Origin of the sequence: Halarchaeum sp. CBA1220 (assembly GCF_003721175.2) — an archaeon.
Classification (GTDB): domain Archaea; phylum Halobacteriota; class Halobacteria; order Halobacteriales; family Halobacteriaceae; genus Halarchaeum; species Halarchaeum grantii.
In genome coordinates this window covers 297,597-317,604 of the sequence record NZ_CP054707.1, presented here as the reverse complement: position 1 = coordinate 317,604, position 20,008 = coordinate 297,597, and the positions used below count along the sequence as shown (strand labels likewise).

Sequence of the window (20,008 nt, the reverse complement as noted above, 5' to 3'; positions counted from 1 at the left end):
AACTATCTCCCCGGGTCGAGTTCGCGCAGGACCGGTATCTCCTCGCGCTCGGCCTCGCTCACCGCGTCCCAGTCCACGCCGTCGGGCCGGTCGTACGGCGTCCCGGTCTCGACCACGCGCTCGGGCGTCACGACGAGGTCCATCGGCACGTCGTGGTCGGCCACGGGCCACGTCGCCGCCTCGAACACCTGCGTCTCGTGGACGGTCGTCGCGACGGTCGTCGCCGCGTCGCTCGCGAGTCCTCCGTCACCGCTCGCCGTTCGGTGGGCGCTCCCGGGGGTCGGCCCCACCAGCCCGAGGTCGGTGAGTATCGCGAACTCGAAGTCGCTGAACCCCTCGCCCTTCCCGACGCGCGCGCCGTCCTCGCTCACCGCCACGCTCCCGGAGAGCACGAGGTCGACGTGCCCGAGCGCCTCCGGGCGGACGGCCGCCGCGTACTCCTCGACGTTCGAGAGCGCGGGCGCGCGGTCGTACTCCTCGGGGTCGATGCGCGCGGGGTCGAGTTCGAGGAAGCACTCGGGGTCGCGCAGGCGCGGCACCGCCATGTAGAGCGTCTTCCCGTCGTGGAGCGCGCGCCGACGCGCCGGCAACTGCGGGGCGTCCGGGTTCGCCTTCACGGCGTCCGCGTCGCGCCACGCCGCCGTCTCCGCGAGGCGCTCGGCGGCCTCGCGCGCCCCGTCGAAGTTCGGGATGCGGCCGTGCGGCGGGAACGGGAAGCGCGCGAGCCCCTCTTCCTCGAGCGCGTCCCAGACGCCCTCGCGGACCTCGTCCTTCGACGTCACGGCGCGTCCTCCCCCTCGCTCCCATCGTCGCTCGCACCCTCCTCATCGCCCGTCTCGTCTCCCGCGCCGTCCTCGCCGGTCGCCGCGTCCGCATCCGTCGGGCCGTCGGCGCGCTCGTGCTCCGGGCGGGTCGCGAGCCCGACGAGGTGGGCGACCTCGGGCAGGATCACCTCGGAGACGCCGAGGCGGACGGCGCTCTCGCTCCCCGGGAGGCAGAATACCGGCACGCCGCTCGCGACGCCCGCCTCCGCGCGCGTCCCGACGACGCGCGTTCCGATCTCCTCGTAGGAGAGCCGGCGGAAGAGCTCGCCGAACCCCGGGAGGCGCTTGTCGCAGAGCGGCCGCACCGCCTCGACGGTGACGTCGTCCGGCGTCACGCCCGTCCCGCCGGTCGTCACAATCGCGTCGACCTCGTCCTGTCGGACGATGCGGTCGACGACGCCCTGCACCCGGTCGTAGTCGTCCGGGACGACGTCGCGCGACACCACCTCGTGGCCGCCCTCGTCGAGCAGGGAGACTATCGCGTCCCCGCTCGGGTCGTCGTCCTCGCTCCGCGAGGACGACACGGTCACGACGCCGAACCCCACCGTCTCGACGTCGTGCGCGTGGTGGTCGTGTTCGTCCGCCGCGTGCCCGTGGCTCTCACCGTCCGTGTCGGCACCCGATTCGCCGTGACTCGACTCGTCGCGGCCGGAGTCGTCGCGACCCTCCGCGTGGGCGTGCTCGTCCGCGCCGCCCGCCGCGTCGGCGTTTCCCTCGTCGGCGTCCGCCTCGTCGTCGCCGGCGAGTCGGCTGTCGCGGGACTGGAAGTCGACCATATCCGCGGTGGCGTCGCCACCCGCAAAGCCGTTGTCACCGCGCCCGACGACCGGCAAGGCTATGGGGGCGCCGCCGATACGCACCGGTGATGTCGTCCGACGCCGAGGACACGTACGTCCACGAACCGGCGAACCCCGACAGCGATGCCGACGGGCTCTCGGAGCGCCAGTCGTGGATACTCGTCGGCGTCGTCGCGTTCGCCGGCATCGTCGCCCCGGCCGTCGTCTACGCGTGGCCGCCCGCCTTCCTCGGCTTCCAGAACGCCTACATGGCCGCCGCGATGGTGCCCGCGCTGATTCTCGCCGTCGCCGCGCTCTGGTCCGTGCAGGCCTCGCGCACTTAGACGCGCTCGTCCGGGCCGACGAACGCCTCGCCCATCGGGCCGCCGCCCGCGAGTCGCGCGAGCCACAGCGCCGTCTCCGCCACGCCCTCCTCGTCGCCCTCGGGGCCGTACGCCGTGTTCGCCAGCAACCCCCGGGAGCCGTATTCGGCGTCGAGGTACGCCGTGAACGCCTCGAGGCCCGCCTTCGACACCTGATAGCCCGGCGCTCCCGACCCGACCGTGGGGCCGAGCGCGCTCCCGACGTTCACGACGCGGGGCGCGCGCTGCTGGAGCAACAGCGGGAGGGCGTGCTTCGCGAGCACCATCGGCCCGCGAACGTTCGTCGCGAGCGCGCGGTCGAGTCGGGTCACGTCCTCCGTCACGACGGTGTCTCGGCCCTCCTCGGGGCGGCCGAACTCCGCCGCGTTCACGAGCACGTCGAGGCGCTCCGTCTCGGCGTAGATGCCGTCCACCACCGCCTCGACGTCGCCCTCCTGTGTGACGTCGAGGAGGACGTGCTCGCAGCCATCGGGGACGTCGTCGCTCATCGACTCCGTCGCCGCGTACACCGTCGCCTCGCGCGCCGCCAACCCCGCCGCCACCGCGCGCCCCACGTCGGTCGTGGCGCCGGTGACGAGCGCGACCTGTCCCGTGAGGGAGTCCTGCGTCTCGGTCATACGCCGACGACGTGCCGCGTACCCAAGAGACTCGCGGACGCGCGGCGTCGAGCTATCGCGCTCGCGTTCGTCGCGGCTCCGCAGGAACTGCGTCACTCGCGCTTCCCGTCGGTCAGCGCTCGCCTTTTCGTGGTTCCTCGCTCGCGCTCGGAACCACGGTTACTCCCGAGGGCCGCCGGCGTCCGGGTCGGCCTCGCCCGTGAGGTCGCGGCGGAGCGCGATGTCGAACCACGGGCAGAAGCGCAGCTGGCGGTAGTGGCGCGGGTTCTCCCAGAGGTCCTCGTAGTCCGCCCAGAGCACGCCGCCGACCTCGGCCTCGTCCGGGTCGAGCGTCGTGTCGTGCAGCGTCGCCTGCAGGACCGCGCAGACCTCCCACTCGACGCCCTCGTCGAGGTAGTGGCGCTTGTACTCGAAGCGGTCGGTGACCTCGAGGTCGTCGTACTGGTCGGGCGTCACGCCGAGCTCCTCCTCGAGGCGCTCCTCCGTCGCCTCGACCTGCGACTGGCCCTCGACGGGATGGGAGGCGACGGTGCCGTCCCAGTGCGTGTCCCAGAGGCGCTTGCGCGCGGCGCGCTGCGCGAGGAGGACGCGCCCGTCCTCGTCGAAGAGCACGCAGGTGAACGCCCGGTGGCGGACGCCGTCGCCCGTGTGAGCGTCGAGGCGATTGACCAGCCCCTCGGGTTCGTCCGCGTTGTTCACCGCGATGACGTCTTGGCGCGCGTTCTCGACTTCCTCCGCCGTTCGGACGTACTCGCCCTCGCTCCCGGCGTCTGCGTCGCTCATGGGGGATGGGAGGGCGAGGCGCTACAAATGGCTTCGGACTTCCGTCCTCTCGATGGGGACGAAGGCGACGCTTTTCCCGTCCGCGCGCGCACCACCACGCATGAAGGCCGCCGTCTTGCGCGAGTACGACGCCCCGCTCGCCATCGAGGACGTCCCCGAACCGACGCCGCCCGAACACGGCGTCGTCGTCGACGTCGAGGCCTGCGGGGTCTGCCGGAGCGACTGGCACGCCTGGAAGGGCCACGGTGAATGGGCGGACGACGCGGTCGAGCGCGGGCAGGTGCTCGGCCACGAACCCGCCGGGCGCGTCGCCGCCGTCGGTGAGCGCGTCACCGAGTGGGCGGTCGGTGACCGGGTCGCCGTCCCGTTCTCCCTCGGCGACGGCACCTGCGAGCACTGCGTGACCGGGCACGGGAACCGCTGCTCCGACGGGTACGCGCTCGGCTTCGAGGCCGCGGTACCGGGCGCGTTCGCCGAACGGGTCGCCGTCCCGCACGCCGACTACAACCTCGCCGCGCTCCCGGACGCGCTCTCCGCCCGGGACGCCGCCGCGCTCGGCTGTCGCTACGCCACCGCGTTCAACGGCCTCGTCGAGCGCGCGTCGGTCGGCCCGGGAGACCGGGTCGCCGTCCACGGCTGCGGCGGCGTCGGGCTGTCCGCCGTCCAGATCGCGGCGGCGCGCGGCGCGACCGTCGTCGCGGTCGACGTGCACGAGGAACCGCTGGCGCTCGCCGCCGACCTCGGTGCGGCCGAACTCGTGGACGCGAGCGGGGACGGAGGACCCGCGAGTACGGCCGCGGCCGTTCGCGAGCTGACGGACGGCGGCGCGCACGTCTCCGTGGACGCCCTCGGGCGCGCGGAGACCTGTCGGAACTCCGTCCGCTCGCTCCGGCGAGGCGGCACGCACGTCCAGATCGGCCTCACGACGGACGCCGAGGCGGGCGAGGTGGCGCTCCCGACGGACGCGATGACGCGCAACGAACTCGACTGGGTGGGCGCGCGCGGCCTCAGCCCCACCGATTACCCCGCGCTCCTCCGATTCGTCGCCGGCGCGGCCGTCGACCCGGGCGCGCTCGTCACCCGCGAGGTGTCGCTCGAGGCCGTGCCCGCCCGCCTCGCCGCGATGGACGACTACGAGACGGCCGGCGTCGAAGTCGTCACCGAGTTCTGAGAAACCTTCATCACGCTGACCGGTGTCGGTGCGCGTATGCCCGCTCGTCGGACCGTTCTCGCCGTCGTCGCCGTCGCCCTCGTCGTGTTCGCGGCCGTCGTCGGCGGCGCCGTCGTCCTCTTCTGGAACTTCACGCAACCCGTCGAGGAGTCGTACACGCACGAGTACGAGTACCGCGCGAGCGTCACGCCGAACGCGACGCTCACGAACGCGACCCTCTACCTCCCCGTGCCCGCCGCGGCGAACGAGACGCGCGTCGGCGCGGCGGTCGTCGACCCCGGGAGCGTCCCGAACGCCAGCGTCACGCGCGACGCGAATCTCTCCTACGCGGTCGTCGACACCCCAGCGGGCCCGATGCTCGCCGTCGACGCCGCCCGCATCCCCGCGAAGACGCGCACCGTCTCCGACCCGACGCCGCTCCCGACGAGCGACGGCCCGACGACGACCGCCGACCCCGCTCCCGTGCCCGGGAACCACAGCGTCACCGACCCCTACACGGTGGTCGTGACGCTCCGCACGAACCACACCATCGACACGCGCTCGCCCGTCGGCGACGAACCGGTGCTCGTCCCCCGGCGGAACGCCACCGTGGTGTCCTGCGACGACCCCGGCGCGGGCGACGCCACCTGTCGGCACGTCGAGAGCGCCGTCTACGCCGACTACGACGCGCCGGCGAACGCCGGCGTCGAGGTGTTCGTCTCGCTCACCGGCTCGAACTGGTGGTTCGCCGGCGGCTGGACGGGCAACGAGTACCACCAGTACGGGAGCGTCGAGCTGACCGGCTCACACGACGGGTGGACGCCGGTGAACGTCACCGAGCGCGTCGGCTTCGGGACGTACCGCTAGCGCCCGGCGTCGCTGCTTCCGACGCCCGGAATCGCGACTTCGGCCTCCACCCTCGACATCGCGTAGGACGCGGTGACGACGAGCACGAGGTAGAAGACGGCCGCGAGGACGTAGGCGTTCGTGTACGCGAACGTCTCCGAGCCGACCGCGTCCGCCTGCGTGAATATCTCCGGGACGGTGATGAACGTCGCGAGCGAGCTGTACTTGATGAGGTAGACGAGCTCGTTCGTCCACGACGGAATCGCGTACCGGAGCGCCTGCGGGAGGACGACGTGGCGGATGCCGCCGAGCTTGCCGAGGCCGACGGCGCGCGCCGCCGTCAGCTGACCGGGGTCGACGCTCTCCACCGAGCCCCGGATGTACTCCGCCTGATAGGCCGAGGAGTTGATAACGAAGCCGATGATGGCGATCCAGACCGCCTGCGCGGGGACGATGCCCTGCCCGACGCCCGGCACCTCGCGGATGAACTTCGAGAGGAACGGCGCGCCGTAGTAGAGCAAGAAGAGCTGTGCGACGAGCGGCGTGCCGCGAATGAGCTCGATGTAGACGAGCGCGACGTACTTCGTGACGCGGCCGTAGACGCGCGCCGCCGCGAGCGGCACCGCGATGACGAGCCCGACGAGGGTGCTGATGACCGTCAGGACGACGGTGAGCCACGCCGCGACGGCGAGCTGGGGGCCGTACTGGCTCGCGAATCCCACCATCCCGACCGCCCAGCCGACGAGGTCGAAGCCGGTCGCGACGAGCGGGACGCCGTCCGCGACGGCGCCGAGCGTCGCGCCGAGCGACTCGGTCGCCGTGGCGAACGACTGTGGGACGAGCGGCTCCGTCGACCCGACGACGACGCCGCCGAGCCACGAGTTCAGCCACCGGAAGCAGAGCCAGAGCCAGATCGCGCCGCCGATGGCGTACGTGAGGCCGCGCTCCAGGTCGGCGTGGCGGCGCTCGCGTGCTGCGGACATCTACGACTCCGACCCGCCGCCGTGGAGGTCGGTGAGCCGGCGGAGGAACTGCTCGGTGCGTTCGTGTCGCGGGTCCGTGAACAGCCGCTCGGGGTCGCCGTGCTCGACGAGGCGGCCGTCCTCGAGGAACATGATGTCCGTCGCGACCTGCCGGGCGAACCCCATCTCGTGGGTGACGCAGAGCATCGTCATCCCCTCGTCGGCGAGCTCGCGCATCACGCCGAGGACCTCGCCGATGAGCTCGGGGTCGAGCGCGGACGTCGGCTCGTCGAAGAGCATGAGCTTCGGGTCCATCGCGAGCGCGCGAGCGATGCCGACGCGCTGTTTCTGCCCGCCGGAGAGCTCGGCCGGGTAGGAGTCCGCCTGGTCCGCGAGGCCGACGCGTTCGAGCTCGTCGAGCGCGCGCTCGTTCGCCTCCGCCTTCGACTTCCCGAGGACGCGACGCGGGCCGAGCGCGACGTTCTCCCGCGCGGTGAGGTGCGCGAAGAGGTTGAAGTCCTGGAAGACCATCCCGACCTGCCGGCGCAGGTCGTCGACGTCCATCGCCATGACGTCCTCGCCGTCGAGGCTGATCGTCCCGCCCTCGAACTCGGTGAGGCGGTTCACGCACCGGAGGAGCGTGGACTTCCCGGAGCCGCTCGGGCCGATGAGCACCTGCACGTCCTGTGAATCCATCGTGAAGTCGATGCCGTCGAGGACGCGCTCGTCGCCGTAGCTCTTCTGGAGGTCCTCGACGGTGAGGAGGTGGTCGGTCTCGCTCACTGCGAGGCACCCCCGCCGGGGACGCCGAAGGCGTCGTCCACGTAGTCGAGGACTCGGTTCCCGACCAGCGTCAACACGAGGTAGACGGCGGCCGCCGTCACGAACAACTCGGGCGTCGCGGTCGTCTGCTGCGGGATGAGGTTGTACATCTGGTAGAATATCTCCGTGTAGCTGATCGCGAACGCGATGCTGGTGTCCTTGAGGACGATCGTGTACTCGTTCTGGAAGCCGGGGACGAAGCGTCGGAGCCCCTGCGGTATCATCACGTGCCGGATGGCGCCGAGCTTCGAGAGGCCGACGGCGCGCGCGGCCTCCATCTGGCCGCGGTCGATGGACTGGAGCGCCCCCCGGAACACCTGCGCCTGGTAGGCGGCGCTCCGGACGCCGAGCGCGGCCGTCGCGGCGACGAACGCCGGCGAGAGCCCGAGCCCGAAGTACGTGATGAACATGATGACGAGGATCGGCGTCCCGCGAACGGCGACGCCGGCCTTCCGGGCGAGCCACGCGCTCCGCCGCCCGCCGTACACTTCGAGCACGCCGAGCGGGACGCCGACGAGGAACCCCGCGAGGAGCGCGGCCCCGGTGAGCTGGACGGCGGGCCAGACGCCCCGGAGGAGCGTGCCGAGGTTCTGCCAGACGTACGTCCAGTCGGACGTGGCGAGCGGCAGCGCGGCGGCGGTCATGGAGTTACTCGCTCGTCGTCGTGGTGCCGCCGGAGGCGAACCACTTCTCGGTCAGGTCGGCGTACGTGCCGTTGTCTCGGACGGCCTCCAGGCCGCCGTTGAGCGCGGACTCGAGGTCGCCGTCGTTCTGGCGGACGCCGAAGCCGTACTGCTCGCCGGTGTCGACGGTCGCGGAGACGACGACGTCGCGGCTGTCGACGAACGTCTCGGCGACGGGCGTGTCGATGACGACGGCGTCGATGTTGCCGTTCTCGAGGTCGGAGACCGCGAGCGGGTACTTCGGGTAGGCGTTGTAGTTCGACTCCGCCAGCGTCCCCTCGTCGATGAGGTCCTGAATGAGGCCTTCGCCGGTCGTCCCGGACTGCGCGCCGACCTTGTGGCCGGCGAGGTCCTTGAGCGACTGCGGCTGGAAGCTCGACCCCTCGCGGACGAGGAGCGCCTGGTTCGCGTCCCAGTAGGGGTTCGTGAACCCGATGGACTCCTTGCGCTTCTCCGTGATCGTCATCCCGGCGGCGATGGTGTCGATCTTGTCCGTGGTCAGCGCCTGGATGAGCGAGCCGAACTCGTACTGCTCCCAGCCCTGCAGGGTGTAGCCGTCCGCCTGCTCGACGACGGCCTCGAGGAGGTCGATGTCGAAGCCGACGAGCTCGCCGTCCTGTATCATCTCGAACGGCTGGAAACCGGGCGCGGTGCCGGCGACGATCTGCGTCTGCTGCGTGCCGGACGTCGTGCTTCCGGTCGTCGTACTGCCGGTCGTCGTACTGCCGTCGCCACCGCCGTTCGACGTACAGCCAGCGAGCGTGAGCGCCGCGCCGCTCGCGCCGAGTGCCTTGAGGTAACTCCGTCTGTCCATATCCACGCAATCGGCCGGGGTCTACATAAATTGCGGCAACTCCGGCGCCGAGTCGTTCGACGGCCGACACACACCAGACACGGAATTCGACGAACGACGAACCACCGTCTCGACGCAGTCCATAGGTTTTTGGCCCGCCGCGTCGGCGTAGTGGACATGGGATTGGACGAAGACGCGCTCGAGTACCACGAGCGCGAACCCCCGGGAAAACTGGAGATAGCGACGACGAAACCGACGAACACGCAGCGCGACCTCTCGCTGGCGTACTCGCCCGGCGTCGCCGCGCCCTGCCGCGAAATCGACGCCGACCCCGAGAAGGCCTATCGCTACACGGCGAAGGGGAACCTGGTGGGGGTGGTGTCGAACGGGTCGGCGGTGCTCGGGCTCGGCGACATCGGGGCGCAGGCCTCCAAGCCCGTCATGGAGGGGAAGGGCGTCCTCTTCAAGCGCTTCGCCGACATCGACGTCTTCGACATCGAACTCGACCAGAACGACGTCGACGCCTTCGTCGAGTCGGTGGCGGCGATGGAGCCGACCTTCGGCGGCGTCAACCTCGAGGACATCAAAGCCCCCGAGTGCTTCGAAATCGAGCAGGGCCTCCGCGAGCGCATGGACGTCCCCGTCTTCCACGACGACCAGCACGGCACCGCCATCATCTCCGGCGCCGGCCTCATCAACGCCCTCGACGTCGTCGGGAAGGACATCGGTGACGTCGACATCACCATCTCCGGCGCGGGCGCCTCGGCCATCGCCTCCGCGAAGTTCTACGTCTCCCTCGGCGCGTCGAAGGAGAACATCACGATGTGCGACTCCACGGGCGTCCTCACCGAGGAGCGCGCCCGGAACGGCGACCTCAACGAGTACAAGGCCGAATTCGCGCGCGACGTCCCCGAGAGCAGCCTCGAGGACGCGATGGCGGACGCGGACGTCTTCATCGGCCTCTCCGCGCCCGACATCGTCTCCCCGGAGATGGTGCGCTCGATGGCGGACGACCCCATCATCTTCGCGATGGCGAACCCGGACCCGGAAATCGGCTACGAGGAGGCGAAGAACGCCCGCGACGACACCGTCATCATGGGTACCGGGCGCTCCGACCACCCGAATCAGGTGAACAACGTGCTGGGGTTCCCGTTCATCTTCCGGGGCGCCCTCGACGTTCGCGCCACCGGCATCAACGAGGAGATGAAGGTCGCGTGCGCGAAGGCGCTCGCGGAACTCGCCCGCGAGGACGTGCCCGACCAGGTCGTGAAGGCCTACGGCGACCAGCCCCTCCAGTTCGGCCCCGAGTACATCATCCCGAAGCCCGTCGACCCGCGCGTCCTCTTCGAGGTCGCCCCCGCCGTCGCCGAGGCCGCCATCGACTCCGGCGTCGCCCGGAAGGACATCGACCTCGACGCGTACCGCGAGCGCCTCGAGGCCCGCCTCGGCAAGAGCCGCGAGATGATGCGCGTCGTCCTCAACAAGGCGAAGAGCGACCCGAAGCGCGTCGCCCTCGGCGAGGGCGACGACGAGAAGATGATCCGCGCCGCCTCACAGATGGTCGAGGAGGGCGTCGCCGAACCCGTCCTCATCGGGGACGCGGACACCATCCACGCCACCATCGACGACCTCGGCCTCGCCTTCGACCCCGACATCGTCGACCCCGAGGAGGCCGACTACGACGAGTACGCCGAGCGCCTCTACGACCTCCGCAAGCGCAAGGGCGTCACGGAGAGCGAGGCCGCCGAGCTCGTCCGCCGCGACCCGAACTATCTCGGGAGCGTCATGGTCGAGAAGGGCGACGCCGACGCCCTCCTCACCGGCCTCACCCACCACTACCCGTCGGCGCTCCGCCCGCCCCTCGAAGTCATCGGCACCGCGCCGGACGCCGAGCACGTCGCCGGCGTCTACATGCTGACGTTCAAGAACCGCGTCATCTTCTGCGCGGACACGACGGTGAACACCGACCCCGACGAGGAGGTGCTCGCCGAGATCGCCGAGCACGTCGCCGCGCTCGCCCGGCGCTTCAACGTCGAGCCGCGCGTCGCGATGCTCTCCTACTCGAACTTCGGGAGCGTCGAGACCGAGGGCACACAGAAGGTCGCGGCGGCCGCCGAACGCCTCCGCGACGACCCGACGGTGGACTTCCAGGTGGACGGCGAGATGCAGGCCGACACCGCCGTCGTCGAGGAGATCGTCGAGGACACCTACGACTTCACGGAGCTCGACGGGCCCGCGAACTGCCTCGTCTTCCCCAACCTCGAGGCCGGGAACATCGGCTACAAGCTCCTCCAGCGCCTCGGCGGCGCCGAAGCCATCGGGCCGATGCTCACCGGCATGGACGAGCCCGTCCACGTCATCCAGCGCGGCGACGAGGTCAAGGACATCGTGAACCTCGCGGGCGTCGCCGTCGTCGACGCACAGGAGGAGGACGACGAATGAGCGACGACACCGGCGCCGACGCCACCTTCCTCCACACCTGCCTGAACGTCGCGGACGCCGAGCGCGCGGTCGCGTGGTACACCGAGCAGCTCGGCTTCGAGGCGTCGTGGGGCTTCGAGGCCGGCGACACGACGAACCGCTACGTCGCCGACGAGTCCGGCGTCGAACTCCAGCTCTCCGAGACGGCGGGCGTGACGCCCGACGAGTCCGGTGACCGCTGGGACCACTTCGCCGTGAAGGTCGACGACGTCGACGCCGCCTTCGCCGACATCGACCACCACGGCGTCGTTCAGGAACCCGAAGACAACGACACCGCGGGCGCGCGCACCGCGTTCGTCGAGGACCCGGACGGCCACGTCATCGAGCTCGTCGGCCCGCTCGCCGAGGAGTAACGCCCCTCTACGCGCCCTCGACTCGCTCGAGGAGCGCCGGGAGCGCCGCCGCGTATCCGGCCGCGTGCCGGAAGAACGCGAAGCAGACGGCGCGGGCGCTCGCGCGGCTGTCCATCACGTCCGCGTCGAGGTAGCCCTCGCCGGCCGCGACGAGCCGCGCGGGCTCTCCCGCGAGCCACGCGCCGAGCGCGCCGTCCCGGTCCGCGAGCGCCCCGACGCGTCGAACGACCCGCCGCTTCGCCTCGAAGAGCGCGGCGGGCGCGACGCCGTCCCGGACCGCCGACGCGTCCGCCGCCACGGCGTGCTCGTAGCCCGCGAGGTTCGCCGCCGCCCGGAGCGCCGCGACGGCGCCGAGCGCGTGCCAGCCGTGCTCGGCCGCCGTCCGCGCGAGATGCGCCTGCTCCGCGACCGACCCGCGCGGGTTGTCGAGGCGACGGTAGTACGCCGCCACCGCCGGGTCGTCGTACCGGTCGGCGAGCGCCCGTGGACGCCCGCGCGGCGGCGCGCCCGACTCGACGCGCGACAGGAGCGCGTCCCGGCGCTCGTCGAGGGCGCCGACGACGGGCGTCGCCCCATCGGACAGCCCGCGTCGGTACTCCCGCGCGTAGTGGCGGCCGGCCGTCGTGTGCATCCGCGCCTTCGCGGCCTGCCGATAGTGGGTTCCGACCCGCGCCGCTCGGTCCGCCCGCGACGCCGGGGGGTCGCGGTCCGTCTCGCCGTCGTACTGGTCGACCGCCAGCCACCCGAACCGGAGGGCGCGCTCTGCCCACCCGACCTGCGCGAGATAGTCACGGGTTTTCTCGGCGCGTCGCGGCGTCTCCGCGCCCGCGTCAGCCAGCGACGCTCGCGCGTCCCGTGCGCGCTCCCGGCCGCCCGCTGGGTCGTCGAGCCCGAACCACCCCCGGAGGTAGCCGAGCGCGAACCCCGCGTACGACACGCGGCTCCGCGCGAACCCGTAGTCCATCGACGCCGGCGCGTCCGCGCTCTCCGCGAGGAACTCCCGGACCGACGGGACGCCCGCGCCGACCTGTACGCCGACGTCCTCGGGGAGCGCGTCCCCGTGGTCGGCGCGCGCGTAGAGCGGTTCCGCCGCCGTCACGAGGCCGTCGAGGTGCGCTCGGAGCGCGAGCACCTGTGCGTCCGTCGGGTCGTTCGGCCGGGGCGTCGCCGGCATCGAGAGGTGCGCGCGACGGACCGACGTCACGCCGTCCGTCGGTCCGGCGGGGAGCGATGCGCACCCCGCGACGGCCGCGGCGCTCGCCGCACCGATACCCGCGAGTAGTCGCCGGCGCGAGAATCGCGTGGAGGGCATCGTCGCATCCGAGGCACGCCGACGACCAAAATAGTTGTCCACGCGCCCCGTGCGCCCGCCCGGTTACTCGAGCCCCTCAGTCCCCGGCGTGCCGGTTCGCGCGACTCGGCGGCGGGATCTGGGTCTCGTCCGCCTCGACGTCGGGGAGCGTACACTTCGCGGGCTCGTCGTTGACGTGCCCGTACTGCTCGGGGGCGTTCGCGAGGGCGTGCGCGGGGTTCTCCCCGCTCGGGAGTTCGGCGGCGCGGAGCTTCCCGAAGCCGGCGATGCGCGCGCGGATGCCGCGCCAGTGGTTCGCGGCGCCGCTCGGGACGGTGACGTCCCGGAGGGGGCGATAATCGGGGCCGCGAGCGGCGAGGACGGCGAGGTTGACGTCCGCCGCGAGGTCGCTGTGGTCGACGAGGACGCCGACGTTCGCGTCCGCCGGCGCGCGGTGCGCGAGGACGTCGAGGCCGAGGTGGAGCGCGCGGTACTCCGCGACGTTGTTGTCGGGCGCGGCGTCCGGGAGCGCGAGGCGCGCGACGCGCTCGCCGCTCCGCGTCTCGACGACGACACCGAGGCCGCCCCCGTCGGGTGCGAACGACCCGTCCGTCGCGACGTAGTAGTCGCGTCGGTGCGTCTGCGGGTAGTGGGCGATATGCGGGGTCGGTGAGTCGTCGAACAGCTCGCGCAGCCGGTGCCGGCCCACGGTGGCCATACCCGTGGGTACCTGACGCTCGAACTTAAACCGTGCGCCGGTTCGGGCAGTCCCACAACTACTACTACGGTCTCCGCCGACTGGTCACTATGGGACTCACCGCACGCGATCTGATGACGACGGACGTCGAGACCGTCGCGCCCGACGACGAGATCGGCGAGGTGCTCACGAAGCTCTCCCGGCGCGACTTCACGGGCTTCCCCGTCGTCGAGGGGGGCGAACTCGTCGGCATCGTCACCGAGCACGACCTCGTGGACATCTTCCAGCCGAGCGACCGCACGCTCTACGTCCCGTTCGGCTTCCCGCCCTTCCTCGAGAGCCTGACGTACGCCCTCGACCTCTCGTGGGACGAACTCGACGTCGAACTCGACCTCGCGAAGAACGCCGGGAAGCCGATCCGCGAGGTGATGACGACGGACGTTCGGACGGTCACGCCCGAGGCGTCCCTCGACGACGTGCTCGGCGTGCTCGCCGACGAGGAGGAGGACGTCAACCGCATCCCCGTCGTCGAGGACGGCCACCTCGTCGGCATCGTCACCAGACAGGACGTCCTGCGCGCTGTCCACCGCGAGCGGACGGGCGACGCGGCGTGACGCGCTCGGCGCGGCGTCCATCGTGGGATGCGGCCGCCGGTCGAGTGGTGCGCGACGCGGGACGCACCGCGAGCGAGCGCTTATCGAAACGTTGAGTGACGGCCGGCCCATCCCTCCGCCGTGTCCCGATATCGGACCCTCCTGCTCTTCTGCGTGCTCGCGCTCGCGTGGGGGTCGGCGTTCGTCGCCATCAAGGCCGGCCTCGCGTTCTTCGACCCCGTCTTCTTCGCGGCGCTGCGCTACGACGTCGCCGCCGTCCTGATGCTCGCGTACGCGTGGTACGCGACCGACCGGTGGCGCCCCGAGACGCGCGCGGACTGGCTCGCGGTCGCCGTCGGCGCCGTCCTCCTCATCGCCGCCTACCACGCCTTCCTCTTCGTCGGCGAGGACCTCCCCGGCGTCACCTCCGCGTCCGCCGCCGTCGTCGTCAGCCTCAGTCCCGTGCTCACGACGGCGTTCAGCCGCTCGCTCCTCCCGAGCACGCGCCTCTCCGCGGTCGGCCTGCTCGGTCTCCTCCTCGGCCTCGTCGGCGTCGCCGTCCTCGTCGTCCCGCCCGAGGTGTTCGCGAGCGGCGACCTCTCCGCCGTCGTCGGGTCGAACGCGCTCGGCCCCCTCCTCGTCTTCTGCGCCGCCGCGTCGTTCGCGCTCGGCAGCGTCCTCACCGAACGCATCGACGCCGGCCTCCCCGCGGAGACGATGGAGGCGTGGTCGATGCTCTTCGGTGCGCTCCTCATGAACGCCGCGAGCGTCGCGCTCGGCGAATCACAGCGGATCCCGCTCACCGTCGAGAGCGTCGGCGCACTCCTCTACCTCTCCGTCGTCGCGAGCGCGCTCGGCTTCCTCCTCTACTTCGACCTGCACGAGCGCCTCGGCTCCATCGAGATCAACCTCGTCTCCTACGTCGCGCCCGTCGTCGCCGCCGTCGTCGGCTGGCTCCTGCTCGGCGAGTCGCTCGACGCGACGACGGCCGTCGGCTTCCTCGTCATCTTCGCGGGCTTCTGCCTGCTGAAGCGGGCGGCGCTGCTCGCGGAACTCCGGCGCGTCGGCGTGCTCGACTAGCGAGAAGAGAGACCGTCACTCGGCGTGGTAGCCGCGCCCGGCGACGAGCGCGACGACGTGGAGGGCGACGAGGAGCGCGAACGCGTACTGCGTTCCGGTCGACTGGAGGCCGCTGAGCACGAGCGGGACGTAGAGGAACGGGAGGACGACGGCGCTCCAGAAGCCGATGGCTTCGAGGGGCCGACGGAGGAGGGCGAGCCCGTCGGTGTGGCTGTGGAGGCTATCCAACGGGAGTTCGTGGAGGGGGTGGTTCTGGTTCGACATGGGCGGGGTGACCTCATCAGATACCATGGCCCCCATCCGGATATAGGGGGTCGATCCTTCCGTTCGTTTCACGCCGCTCGCGCCCGTACCGCTGGTCACGGGGGACGTTTCACGGACGACGTAGAGACAGTTAGACGTTTCAAAGACGCCTCTAAGTCCGCTATCGTGTTCCGTACTATCGTTCGTGCACGACCCGCGATACGTCGGCACGCGACGGCACCGGAGAGCGCGGCGTGCGCGCTCATCACCCGCGGGGCCAGTAGCGGTTTCAGGGGGCCGGGCGAACGCCGAGGTATGACCGATGGCCTCACCACGCCGCCGAACTGGACGCGCGACGACCCCGACTGGGAGGAGGACGCCGGCCGGAAGTACGACCCGCGCGCCGTCGTCGAGTACGAGCATATCGACCAGGCCCTCCGCGTCGTCCTCGCACCCGCACGCGTTCCCGAGAGCGTCGCCGAGGACGGACGCGGCTACCGCGTCGACGTCCGGTACGGGACCGCCGAGACCGGCCTCGACACCGACGAGCTCGCGGCCGTCCCGTCGCTCGCGGACGCCCACGACGTCGCCGAGGACTTCATGCGCCTCTACACCGAGTTCGGCGCGGGCGGCGACCGCACGGACCGCATCGTCGAGGACATCGCTCGCGCGAAAGACCGGACGTGGCGGGACGACCACGATGCCGTGACCGGCGACGTCCACGACCCCGTCCGAGCGTAGTCGAACGCCACGCATCGCTACGCGGATTCGTGAACCGTCAGTAGAAATGCCCGGGGAGGGGTTCGAACCCTCGGCCTCCGCATGTCCCAGGTTCGAGGCTCGGCGGGCCTCGGGGGACACGCACAGCCTCCGAATGGCTGCCGCACCGAATCTCTGAACCCTATGAGTGCGGCGCTATGACCAGACTAAGCCACCCGGGCTCATCCCCGGCTAAGCGGAGGCTCCGTATTAAAGTTCTCTTTCGACACCGGAGTGCGCCAACACGGGACACGACCTCGGCGTCGGGTTTATGTCCGGCCGGCAGTAGGTCGCCGTATGGACGTACCCGACGCCGTCACGGACGCCCTCGGCGACGAGTCAGTCGCCGCGCGCGTCCCGCTTCGCGGGGACGACGTGCTCCTCGTCACGCCGACGCGAACGCTCGTCTACCGCGCCGACGGTCTCCTCAGCAACGAATCCGTCACCGCCTACGACCACGACGCCGAGCGCGTCATCGCCTCGGAGGGCCGCCGGACGGCGACGGTCACGCTCGACTACGGCCTCGACGGCGAATCCTCCTTCGAGGTCCCGACGCGCGCGCTCGACGACGTCCTCCACCCCGTCCTCGCCGGCGTTCTGAACGCCGGCGGCGTCACCGACTCGGGCGAGCGCGTCGTCCGGACGTACCGCTTCAGCGAACTCACGCTCGTCGTCACGAGCGAGCGCCTCGTCCGCCACGTCGGCGCCGCCGTCTGGGACGCCGACTACGAGGTCATCCCCTACGCGGACGTCACGGACGTCACCGCCGAGGAAGGGTCGGTCGCCAGCCAACTCGTCCTCGAGACGACGGGGCGCACACAGCGCATCAAAGTGCCCGACGAGCGCTTCCGCGACGTCCGCGAGACCGTCGAAACCGCGCTCTTCGAGGCGCACGGCGTCGCCGACTACGACGCGTTCCGCCGCGCCGTCACGCCCGACGAGGACGACGCGCCCGAGACGACGGACGAACCGGACCCCGACCCCGCGCTCGCGTTCAGTACCGACGACGCGGGCGCGTCCGCGAGCGACGCGCTCGACTCAGCGACCGACCCCGGGCCGGACGTCGACCTCGACGCGCTCGAAGCCGACCTCGAAGAGCTCCGGGACGCGCTCGCCGACCAGCGCGAGCGCGCGGACGCCCAGCGCGACGCCATCGAGCGCCAACGCGCCGCCCTCGACGCCCAACTCGACCTGCTCGACGAGCAGGCCGAGCGCGTCGACGACCTCCTCGAGACTATTCGCGACCGGTGACCTTCCGGATGCACGACGAGCCGAACGGCCCGACTTCGCCCGCGTCGAGGTCGATGAAGTAGCCCTCGGAGAGCCCGGTGCCACAGCGCCGACAGGAGAACTCGCCCTCCTTCGTGATGACGTCCGCGCCGAAACGCACGTAGCCGCCGCCCTGCGGTCGGACGGTCGCGCCGTCGCGCTCGACGAGCCCGCGCTCCTCGGCGGCGTCGATGATCTCGCTGACGATGCGCGGATGCGTCGACACCGTCTCGACGCGGTCCATCAGCTCCGCCATCGACAGCTCGTCGTCCTCGATGCGCTCGACGAGCGCGACGCCGAGCTCGACCGGGTCGGGGTCGTCGGCCGCCCCGTCCGCGGACTCTGTGGACGCGGTCCCGCCGTCGCCGCCCGACTCGTCTCCCTCGTCGGGGTCGGCGCCATCGGCGTCGCTCTCGCGGCGTGGCCGCTCGGCGTCGCCCTCGCGAAAGCGCGGGTCGTCGAGCGTCGCGTCCGCACCGCGCTGCCGTTCGGTGTCGTCCTCGCGGCGTGGCCGCTCGGTGTCGTCCTCGCGCGCTCCCGGTTCCTCCTCGCTCACTACGCGCCAGTGCGCCCTCCGGCGACATAGCGCCTGCGGTCGGAGAAGAAGACCTATCCTCGCCGACGGCCTACGCTCGCGAAGTGAGCCGCCTCCCCCGCGCGCGACACGCCGCCGTCGTCTGCGGCCTCGTCGCGCTCGTCGCGCTCGCCCTCCTCGCCTCCCCGTCGGCGGTCCTCGGGCACGTCCGCGCGCTCCTCGCGAGCCCGTGGTTCCCGCTCGTGCTCCTCGCGCTCTACCTCGCCCGGCCGTTCCTCGCGTGGCCGATCACCGTCCTCTCCGCGCTCTGTGGCTACCAGTACGGCTTCCTCGTCGGCCTCCCGCTCGCGCTCTGCGGCGCCGTCGCGACCAGCCTGCTACCCTACTACGCCGCCCGCTCCCTCTCGCCCGACTGGCCGCTCGTCGGCCGGTTCCGCGACGGGAGCGCGCGCTTCTTCGACGCGGCCGGGGGCCTTCGCGGCGTCGTCGCCGCGCGCCTCGCGCCGACGCCCGCCGAAGCCATCTCCGGCGCGGCCGGCGCCGCCCGCGTCCCCGTCGGCGTGTTCGCCCTCGGCACCGCAATCGGCGAACTCCCGTGGACCGTCGCCGCCGTCGCGGTCGGCGTCGGCCTCGACTCGTTCACCGCCACCGCCGTCCACTTCGACCCGCGTCTCGCCGTCGCCATCGCCGCGCTCGGCGTCGCGCTCCTCGCCGGCCCCGCCTACGCGGTGTGGCGACGGCGCTAGACGGGCACTACTGCGCGATGAGTCGGACGACGCTCCCGGACGACCCCGAGACCGTCCCCGTCTCGTTCGTGCAGACGAGCAGTTCGCCGTCCGCGTCCCGCCCGAACGCGGTGACGTAGCCCCCGAGGCCGTCCACCGCCGCGACGCGCGTCGGCCACGACTCGCCCTCGGGCGTCGCGACGAACACGCCTCCGTCCGCCCGCCAGTCCGCGAAGACGTACGCGCCGCGCAGGCCGTCGAGCGCCTCGCCGCGATAGACGTAGCCGCCGACCACCGCGATGCCCGCGACGCCGTCGCCGCGATGCGGGTACTCGATAACGGGGTCGCGAAGGCGCGTTCCCTCCGGCGTCTCGCTCGGGCACGACTCCGGCGGCTCCGAGGGCGCGTCCGCCGCGAAGCAGTGGCGCCCCTCGCGGACGTTCCACCCGTAGTTCCCGCCGCGCGCGACCAGGTTCACCTCCTCGTAGCGGTTCTGTCCGACGTCCGCGACGAGCAATCCGAGTTCGTCGAAGCTCAGCCGCCACGGGTTCCGGAAGCCCCACGCGTACTGCTCGGGGTACGCGGCGTCCGCGAGCGGGTTGCCCTCTGGGATGCCGTACGGTCGCTCGCCCCCCGCCGCGTCGACGTCGATGCGGAGGACGCTCCCGAGGCGGTTCGCCGCCGTGTCCTGCCCGTTCCCGCCCGCGTTCGCCTCGTACCAGTCCGAGACGTGCCCGCGTCCCGCGTCGTTCGCGCCGCCGCCGTCGCCGACGCCGACGTAGAGGTAGCCGTCGGGGCCGAACGCGAGCGCGCCGCCGTTGTGGTTCGACTGCGGCTCCGGGATCTCGAGGAGGACGCGCTCGCTCCCCGGGTCGAAGACGCCGTCCGCCCAGTCGAACGCCGCGAGGACGGACGTGTGGTCGTAGCCGTCCGGCGTCCCCTCGCGTCGCGGCGCGCTGTAGTAGACGTACGCTTCCTCGCTCTCCGGGAAGTCAGGGTGGAGCGCGACCCCGAGGAGGCCGCGCTCGTCGTAGCCCGAGACGTTCACGGCTGCGGTCCGGAGGTCGAGCACGCGCTCGCGCCCGCCCGCGCCGAGGCGATAGAGCACGCCCACCTGGTCCGCGACGAGCGTCTCCCCGCCGCCGACGGCGACGTCGACCGGCGAGACGAACCCCGACGCGACGGGGTCGACGCCGAGCGACGCGCTCCCGCCGGTCGCCGTCGTGGTCGACCCGTCCGACGGCGCACTACATCCCGCGAGCGCGCCGAGTCCGAGCGCGCCGCCGGCACGGAGGAGCGCGCGGCGTGAGTACTGCATACCGGAAGCGTCGGCGCGCGGGCGG

Annotated in this window: 23 protein-coding genes and 1 tRNA gene; 10 read left to right on the top strand and 14 right to left on the bottom strand. The window is 71.8% G+C overall.

Going from position 1 to position 20,008, the window contains the following annotated elements; genetic code table 11:
• Window positions 1-2: 2 nt before the first annotated feature.
• Both EFA46_RS01695 and EFA46_RS01690 read right to left on the bottom strand, forming a co-directional pair.
• Window positions 3-782: a 5-formyltetrahydrofolate cyclo-ligase gene (locus EFA46_RS01695; protein WP_123075354.1), complete on the bottom strand. Its 780-nt coding sequence runs from the start codon at window positions 780-782 to the stop codon at window positions 3-5.
• On the bottom strand, window positions 779-1,600 hold the full coding sequence (locus tag EFA46_RS01690) for a molybdenum cofactor biosynthesis protein B (RefSeq protein WP_123075356.1): 822 nt from the start codon (window positions 1,598-1,600) through the stop codon (window positions 779-781). Before EFA46_RS01690 ends, EFA46_RS01695 begins: the two co-directional genes overlap by 4 nt.
• Window positions 1,601-1,689: 89 nt before the next feature.
• Between EFA46_RS01690 and EFA46_RS01685 the strand changes: the two genes are divergently transcribed.
• Window positions 1,690-1,944, top strand: a complete 255-nt coding sequence (locus EFA46_RS01685) for a hypothetical protein (RefSeq protein WP_123075358.1) — start codon at window positions 1,690-1,692, stop codon at window positions 1,942-1,944.
• On the opposite strand, the gene EFA46_RS01680 is transcribed toward EFA46_RS01685, so the two are convergent.
• The gene (locus EFA46_RS01680; protein WP_123075360.1) at window positions 1,941-2,600 is read right to left on the bottom strand and encodes an SDR family NAD(P)-dependent oxidoreductase; all 660 of its coding nucleotides are present in this window, start codon (window positions 2,598-2,600) and stop codon (window positions 1,941-1,943) included. The genes EFA46_RS01685 and EFA46_RS01680 overlap by 4 nt on opposite strands.
• A 159-nt stretch (window positions 2,601-2,759) precedes the next feature.
• A complete protein-coding gene (locus EFA46_RS01675) occupies window positions 2,760-3,383 on the bottom strand; it encodes an isopentenyl-diphosphate delta-isomerase (RefSeq protein ID WP_123075362.1) in 624 nt (207 codons plus the stop codon).
• Window positions 3,384-3,483: 100 nt separating this feature from the next.
• Between EFA46_RS01675 and EFA46_RS01670 the strand changes: the two genes are divergently transcribed.
• A complete protein-coding gene (locus tag EFA46_RS01670) occupies window positions 3,484-4,554 on the top strand; it encodes an alcohol dehydrogenase catalytic domain-containing protein (RefSeq protein ID WP_123075364.1) in 1,071 nt (356 codons plus the stop codon).
• 36 nt (window positions 4,555-4,590) lie between these two features.
• On the top strand, window positions 4,591-5,400 hold the full coding sequence (locus tag EFA46_RS01665; RefSeq protein ID WP_123075366.1) for a hypothetical protein: 810 nt from the start codon (window positions 4,591-4,593) through the stop codon (window positions 5,398-5,400).
• On the opposite strand, the gene EFA46_RS01660 is transcribed toward EFA46_RS01665, so the two are convergent.
• Genes EFA46_RS01660 through EFA46_RS01645 form a run of 4 tightly spaced genes read right to left on the bottom strand, consistent with a single transcriptional unit; the run spans window position 5,397 to window position 8,660 of the window.
• Window positions 5,397-6,362, bottom strand: coding sequence for an amino acid ABC transporter permease (locus EFA46_RS01660; protein ID WP_123075368.1), 966 nt, complete (start codon window positions 6,360-6,362; stop codon window positions 5,397-5,399). The two genes, EFA46_RS01665 and EFA46_RS01660, sit on opposite strands and share 4 nt — an antisense overlap.
• Complete coding sequence (locus EFA46_RS01655) at window positions 6,363-7,124, bottom strand: amino acid ABC transporter ATP-binding protein (protein ID WP_123075370.1); 762 nt, start codon at window positions 7,122-7,124, stop codon at window positions 6,363-6,365.
• Entirely contained in the window at window positions 7,121-7,807 is a 687-nt protein-coding gene (locus EFA46_RS01650) for an amino acid ABC transporter permease (RefSeq protein WP_123075372.1), read from the bottom strand. The genes EFA46_RS01655 and EFA46_RS01650 overlap by 4 nt, the downstream gene beginning before the upstream one ends.
• Window positions 7,808-7,811: 4 nt before the next feature.
• The gene (locus EFA46_RS01645; RefSeq protein ID WP_123075374.1) at window positions 7,812-8,660 is read right to left on the bottom strand and encodes a transporter substrate-binding domain-containing protein; all 849 of its coding nucleotides are present in this window, start codon (window positions 8,658-8,660) and stop codon (window positions 7,812-7,814) included.
• Between the two features lie 156 nt (window positions 8,661-8,816).
• Here EFA46_RS01645 and EFA46_RS01640 point away from each other — a divergent pair, with 156 nt between their 5' ends.
• Entirely contained in the window at window positions 8,817-11,081 is a 2,265-nt protein-coding gene (locus EFA46_RS01640) for an NADP-dependent malic enzyme (RefSeq protein WP_123075376.1), read from the top strand.
• A complete protein-coding gene (locus EFA46_RS01635) occupies window positions 11,078-11,473 on the top strand; it encodes a VOC family protein (protein WP_123075377.1) in 396 nt (131 codons plus the stop codon). Before EFA46_RS01640 ends, EFA46_RS01635 begins: the two co-directional genes overlap by 4 nt.
• Window positions 11,474-11,480: 7 nt before the next feature.
• On the opposite strand, the gene EFA46_RS01630 is transcribed toward EFA46_RS01635, so the two are convergent.
• Window positions 11,481-12,785: a hypothetical protein gene (locus EFA46_RS01630; protein WP_123075379.1), complete on the bottom strand. Its 1,305-nt coding sequence runs from the start codon at window positions 12,783-12,785 to the stop codon at window positions 11,481-11,483.
• Between the two features lie 76 nt (window positions 12,786-12,861).
• The gene (locus EFA46_RS01625; RefSeq protein ID WP_123075381.1) at window positions 12,862-13,482 is read right to left on the bottom strand and encodes a ribonuclease H; all 621 of its coding nucleotides are present in this window, start codon (window positions 13,480-13,482) and stop codon (window positions 12,862-12,864) included.
• Window positions 13,483-13,571: 89 nt separating this feature from the next.
• On the opposite strand from EFA46_RS01625, the gene EFA46_RS01620 reads away from it, so the two are divergent.
• Entirely contained in the window at window positions 13,572-14,075 is a 504-nt protein-coding gene (locus EFA46_RS01620; RefSeq protein ID WP_123075383.1) for a CBS domain-containing protein, read from the top strand.
• A 120-nt stretch (window positions 14,076-14,195) separates the two neighbouring features.
• Window positions 14,196-15,134, top strand: coding sequence for a DMT family transporter (locus EFA46_RS01615; RefSeq protein WP_123075385.1), 939 nt, complete (start codon window positions 14,196-14,198; stop codon window positions 15,132-15,134).
• A gap of 15 nt (window positions 15,135-15,149) precedes the next feature.
• On the opposite strand, the gene EFA46_RS01610 is transcribed toward EFA46_RS01615, so the two are convergent.
• Window positions 15,150-15,398 (bottom strand): hypothetical protein, encoded by a 249-nt coding sequence (locus tag EFA46_RS01610; protein WP_255494073.1) that lies wholly within the window; start codon window positions 15,396-15,398, stop codon window positions 15,150-15,152.
• A gap of 294 nt (window positions 15,399-15,692) precedes the next feature.
• On the opposite strand from EFA46_RS01610, the gene EFA46_RS01605 reads away from it, so the two are divergent.
• On the top strand, window positions 15,693-16,118 hold the full coding sequence (locus EFA46_RS01605) for a hypothetical protein (protein ID WP_123075387.1): 426 nt from the start codon (window positions 15,693-15,695) through the stop codon (window positions 16,116-16,118).
• A 47-nt stretch (window positions 16,119-16,165) separates the two neighbouring features.
• Here EFA46_RS01605 and EFA46_RS01600 read toward each other — a convergent pair.
• Window positions 16,166-16,318 (bottom strand) — tRNA-Met (locus EFA46_RS01600).
• Window positions 16,319-16,433: 115 nt separating this feature from the next.
• On the opposite strand from EFA46_RS01600, the gene EFA46_RS01595 reads away from it, so the two are divergent.
• Window positions 16,434-17,387 carry a hypothetical protein gene (locus EFA46_RS01595; RefSeq protein WP_123075389.1) on the top strand — a complete coding sequence of 318 codons (954 nt, stop codon included), beginning with the start codon at window positions 16,434-16,436 and terminating at the stop codon, window positions 17,385-17,387.
• On the opposite strand, the gene EFA46_RS16380 is transcribed toward EFA46_RS01595, so the two are convergent.
• Window positions 17,371-17,961, bottom strand: coding sequence for a DUF5830 family protein (locus tag EFA46_RS16380; protein ID WP_370529255.1), 591 nt, complete (start codon window positions 17,959-17,961; stop codon window positions 17,371-17,373). The genes EFA46_RS01595 and EFA46_RS16380 overlap by 17 nt on opposite strands.
• Window positions 17,962-18,044: 83 nt before the next feature.
• Between EFA46_RS16380 and EFA46_RS01585 the strand changes: the two genes are divergently transcribed.
• The gene (locus EFA46_RS01585; protein WP_123075391.1) at window positions 18,045-18,686 is read left to right on the top strand and encodes a TVP38/TMEM64 family protein; all 642 of its coding nucleotides are present in this window, start codon (window positions 18,045-18,047) and stop codon (window positions 18,684-18,686) included.
• A gap of 7 nt (window positions 18,687-18,693) precedes the next feature.
• Here EFA46_RS01585 and EFA46_RS01580 read toward each other — a convergent pair whose 3' ends face one another.
• On the bottom strand, window positions 18,694-19,983 hold the full coding sequence (locus tag EFA46_RS01580) for a sorbosone dehydrogenase family protein (protein ID WP_123075393.1): 1,290 nt from the start codon (window positions 19,981-19,983) through the stop codon (window positions 18,694-18,696).
• Window positions 19,984-20,008: the final 25 nt, after the last annotated feature.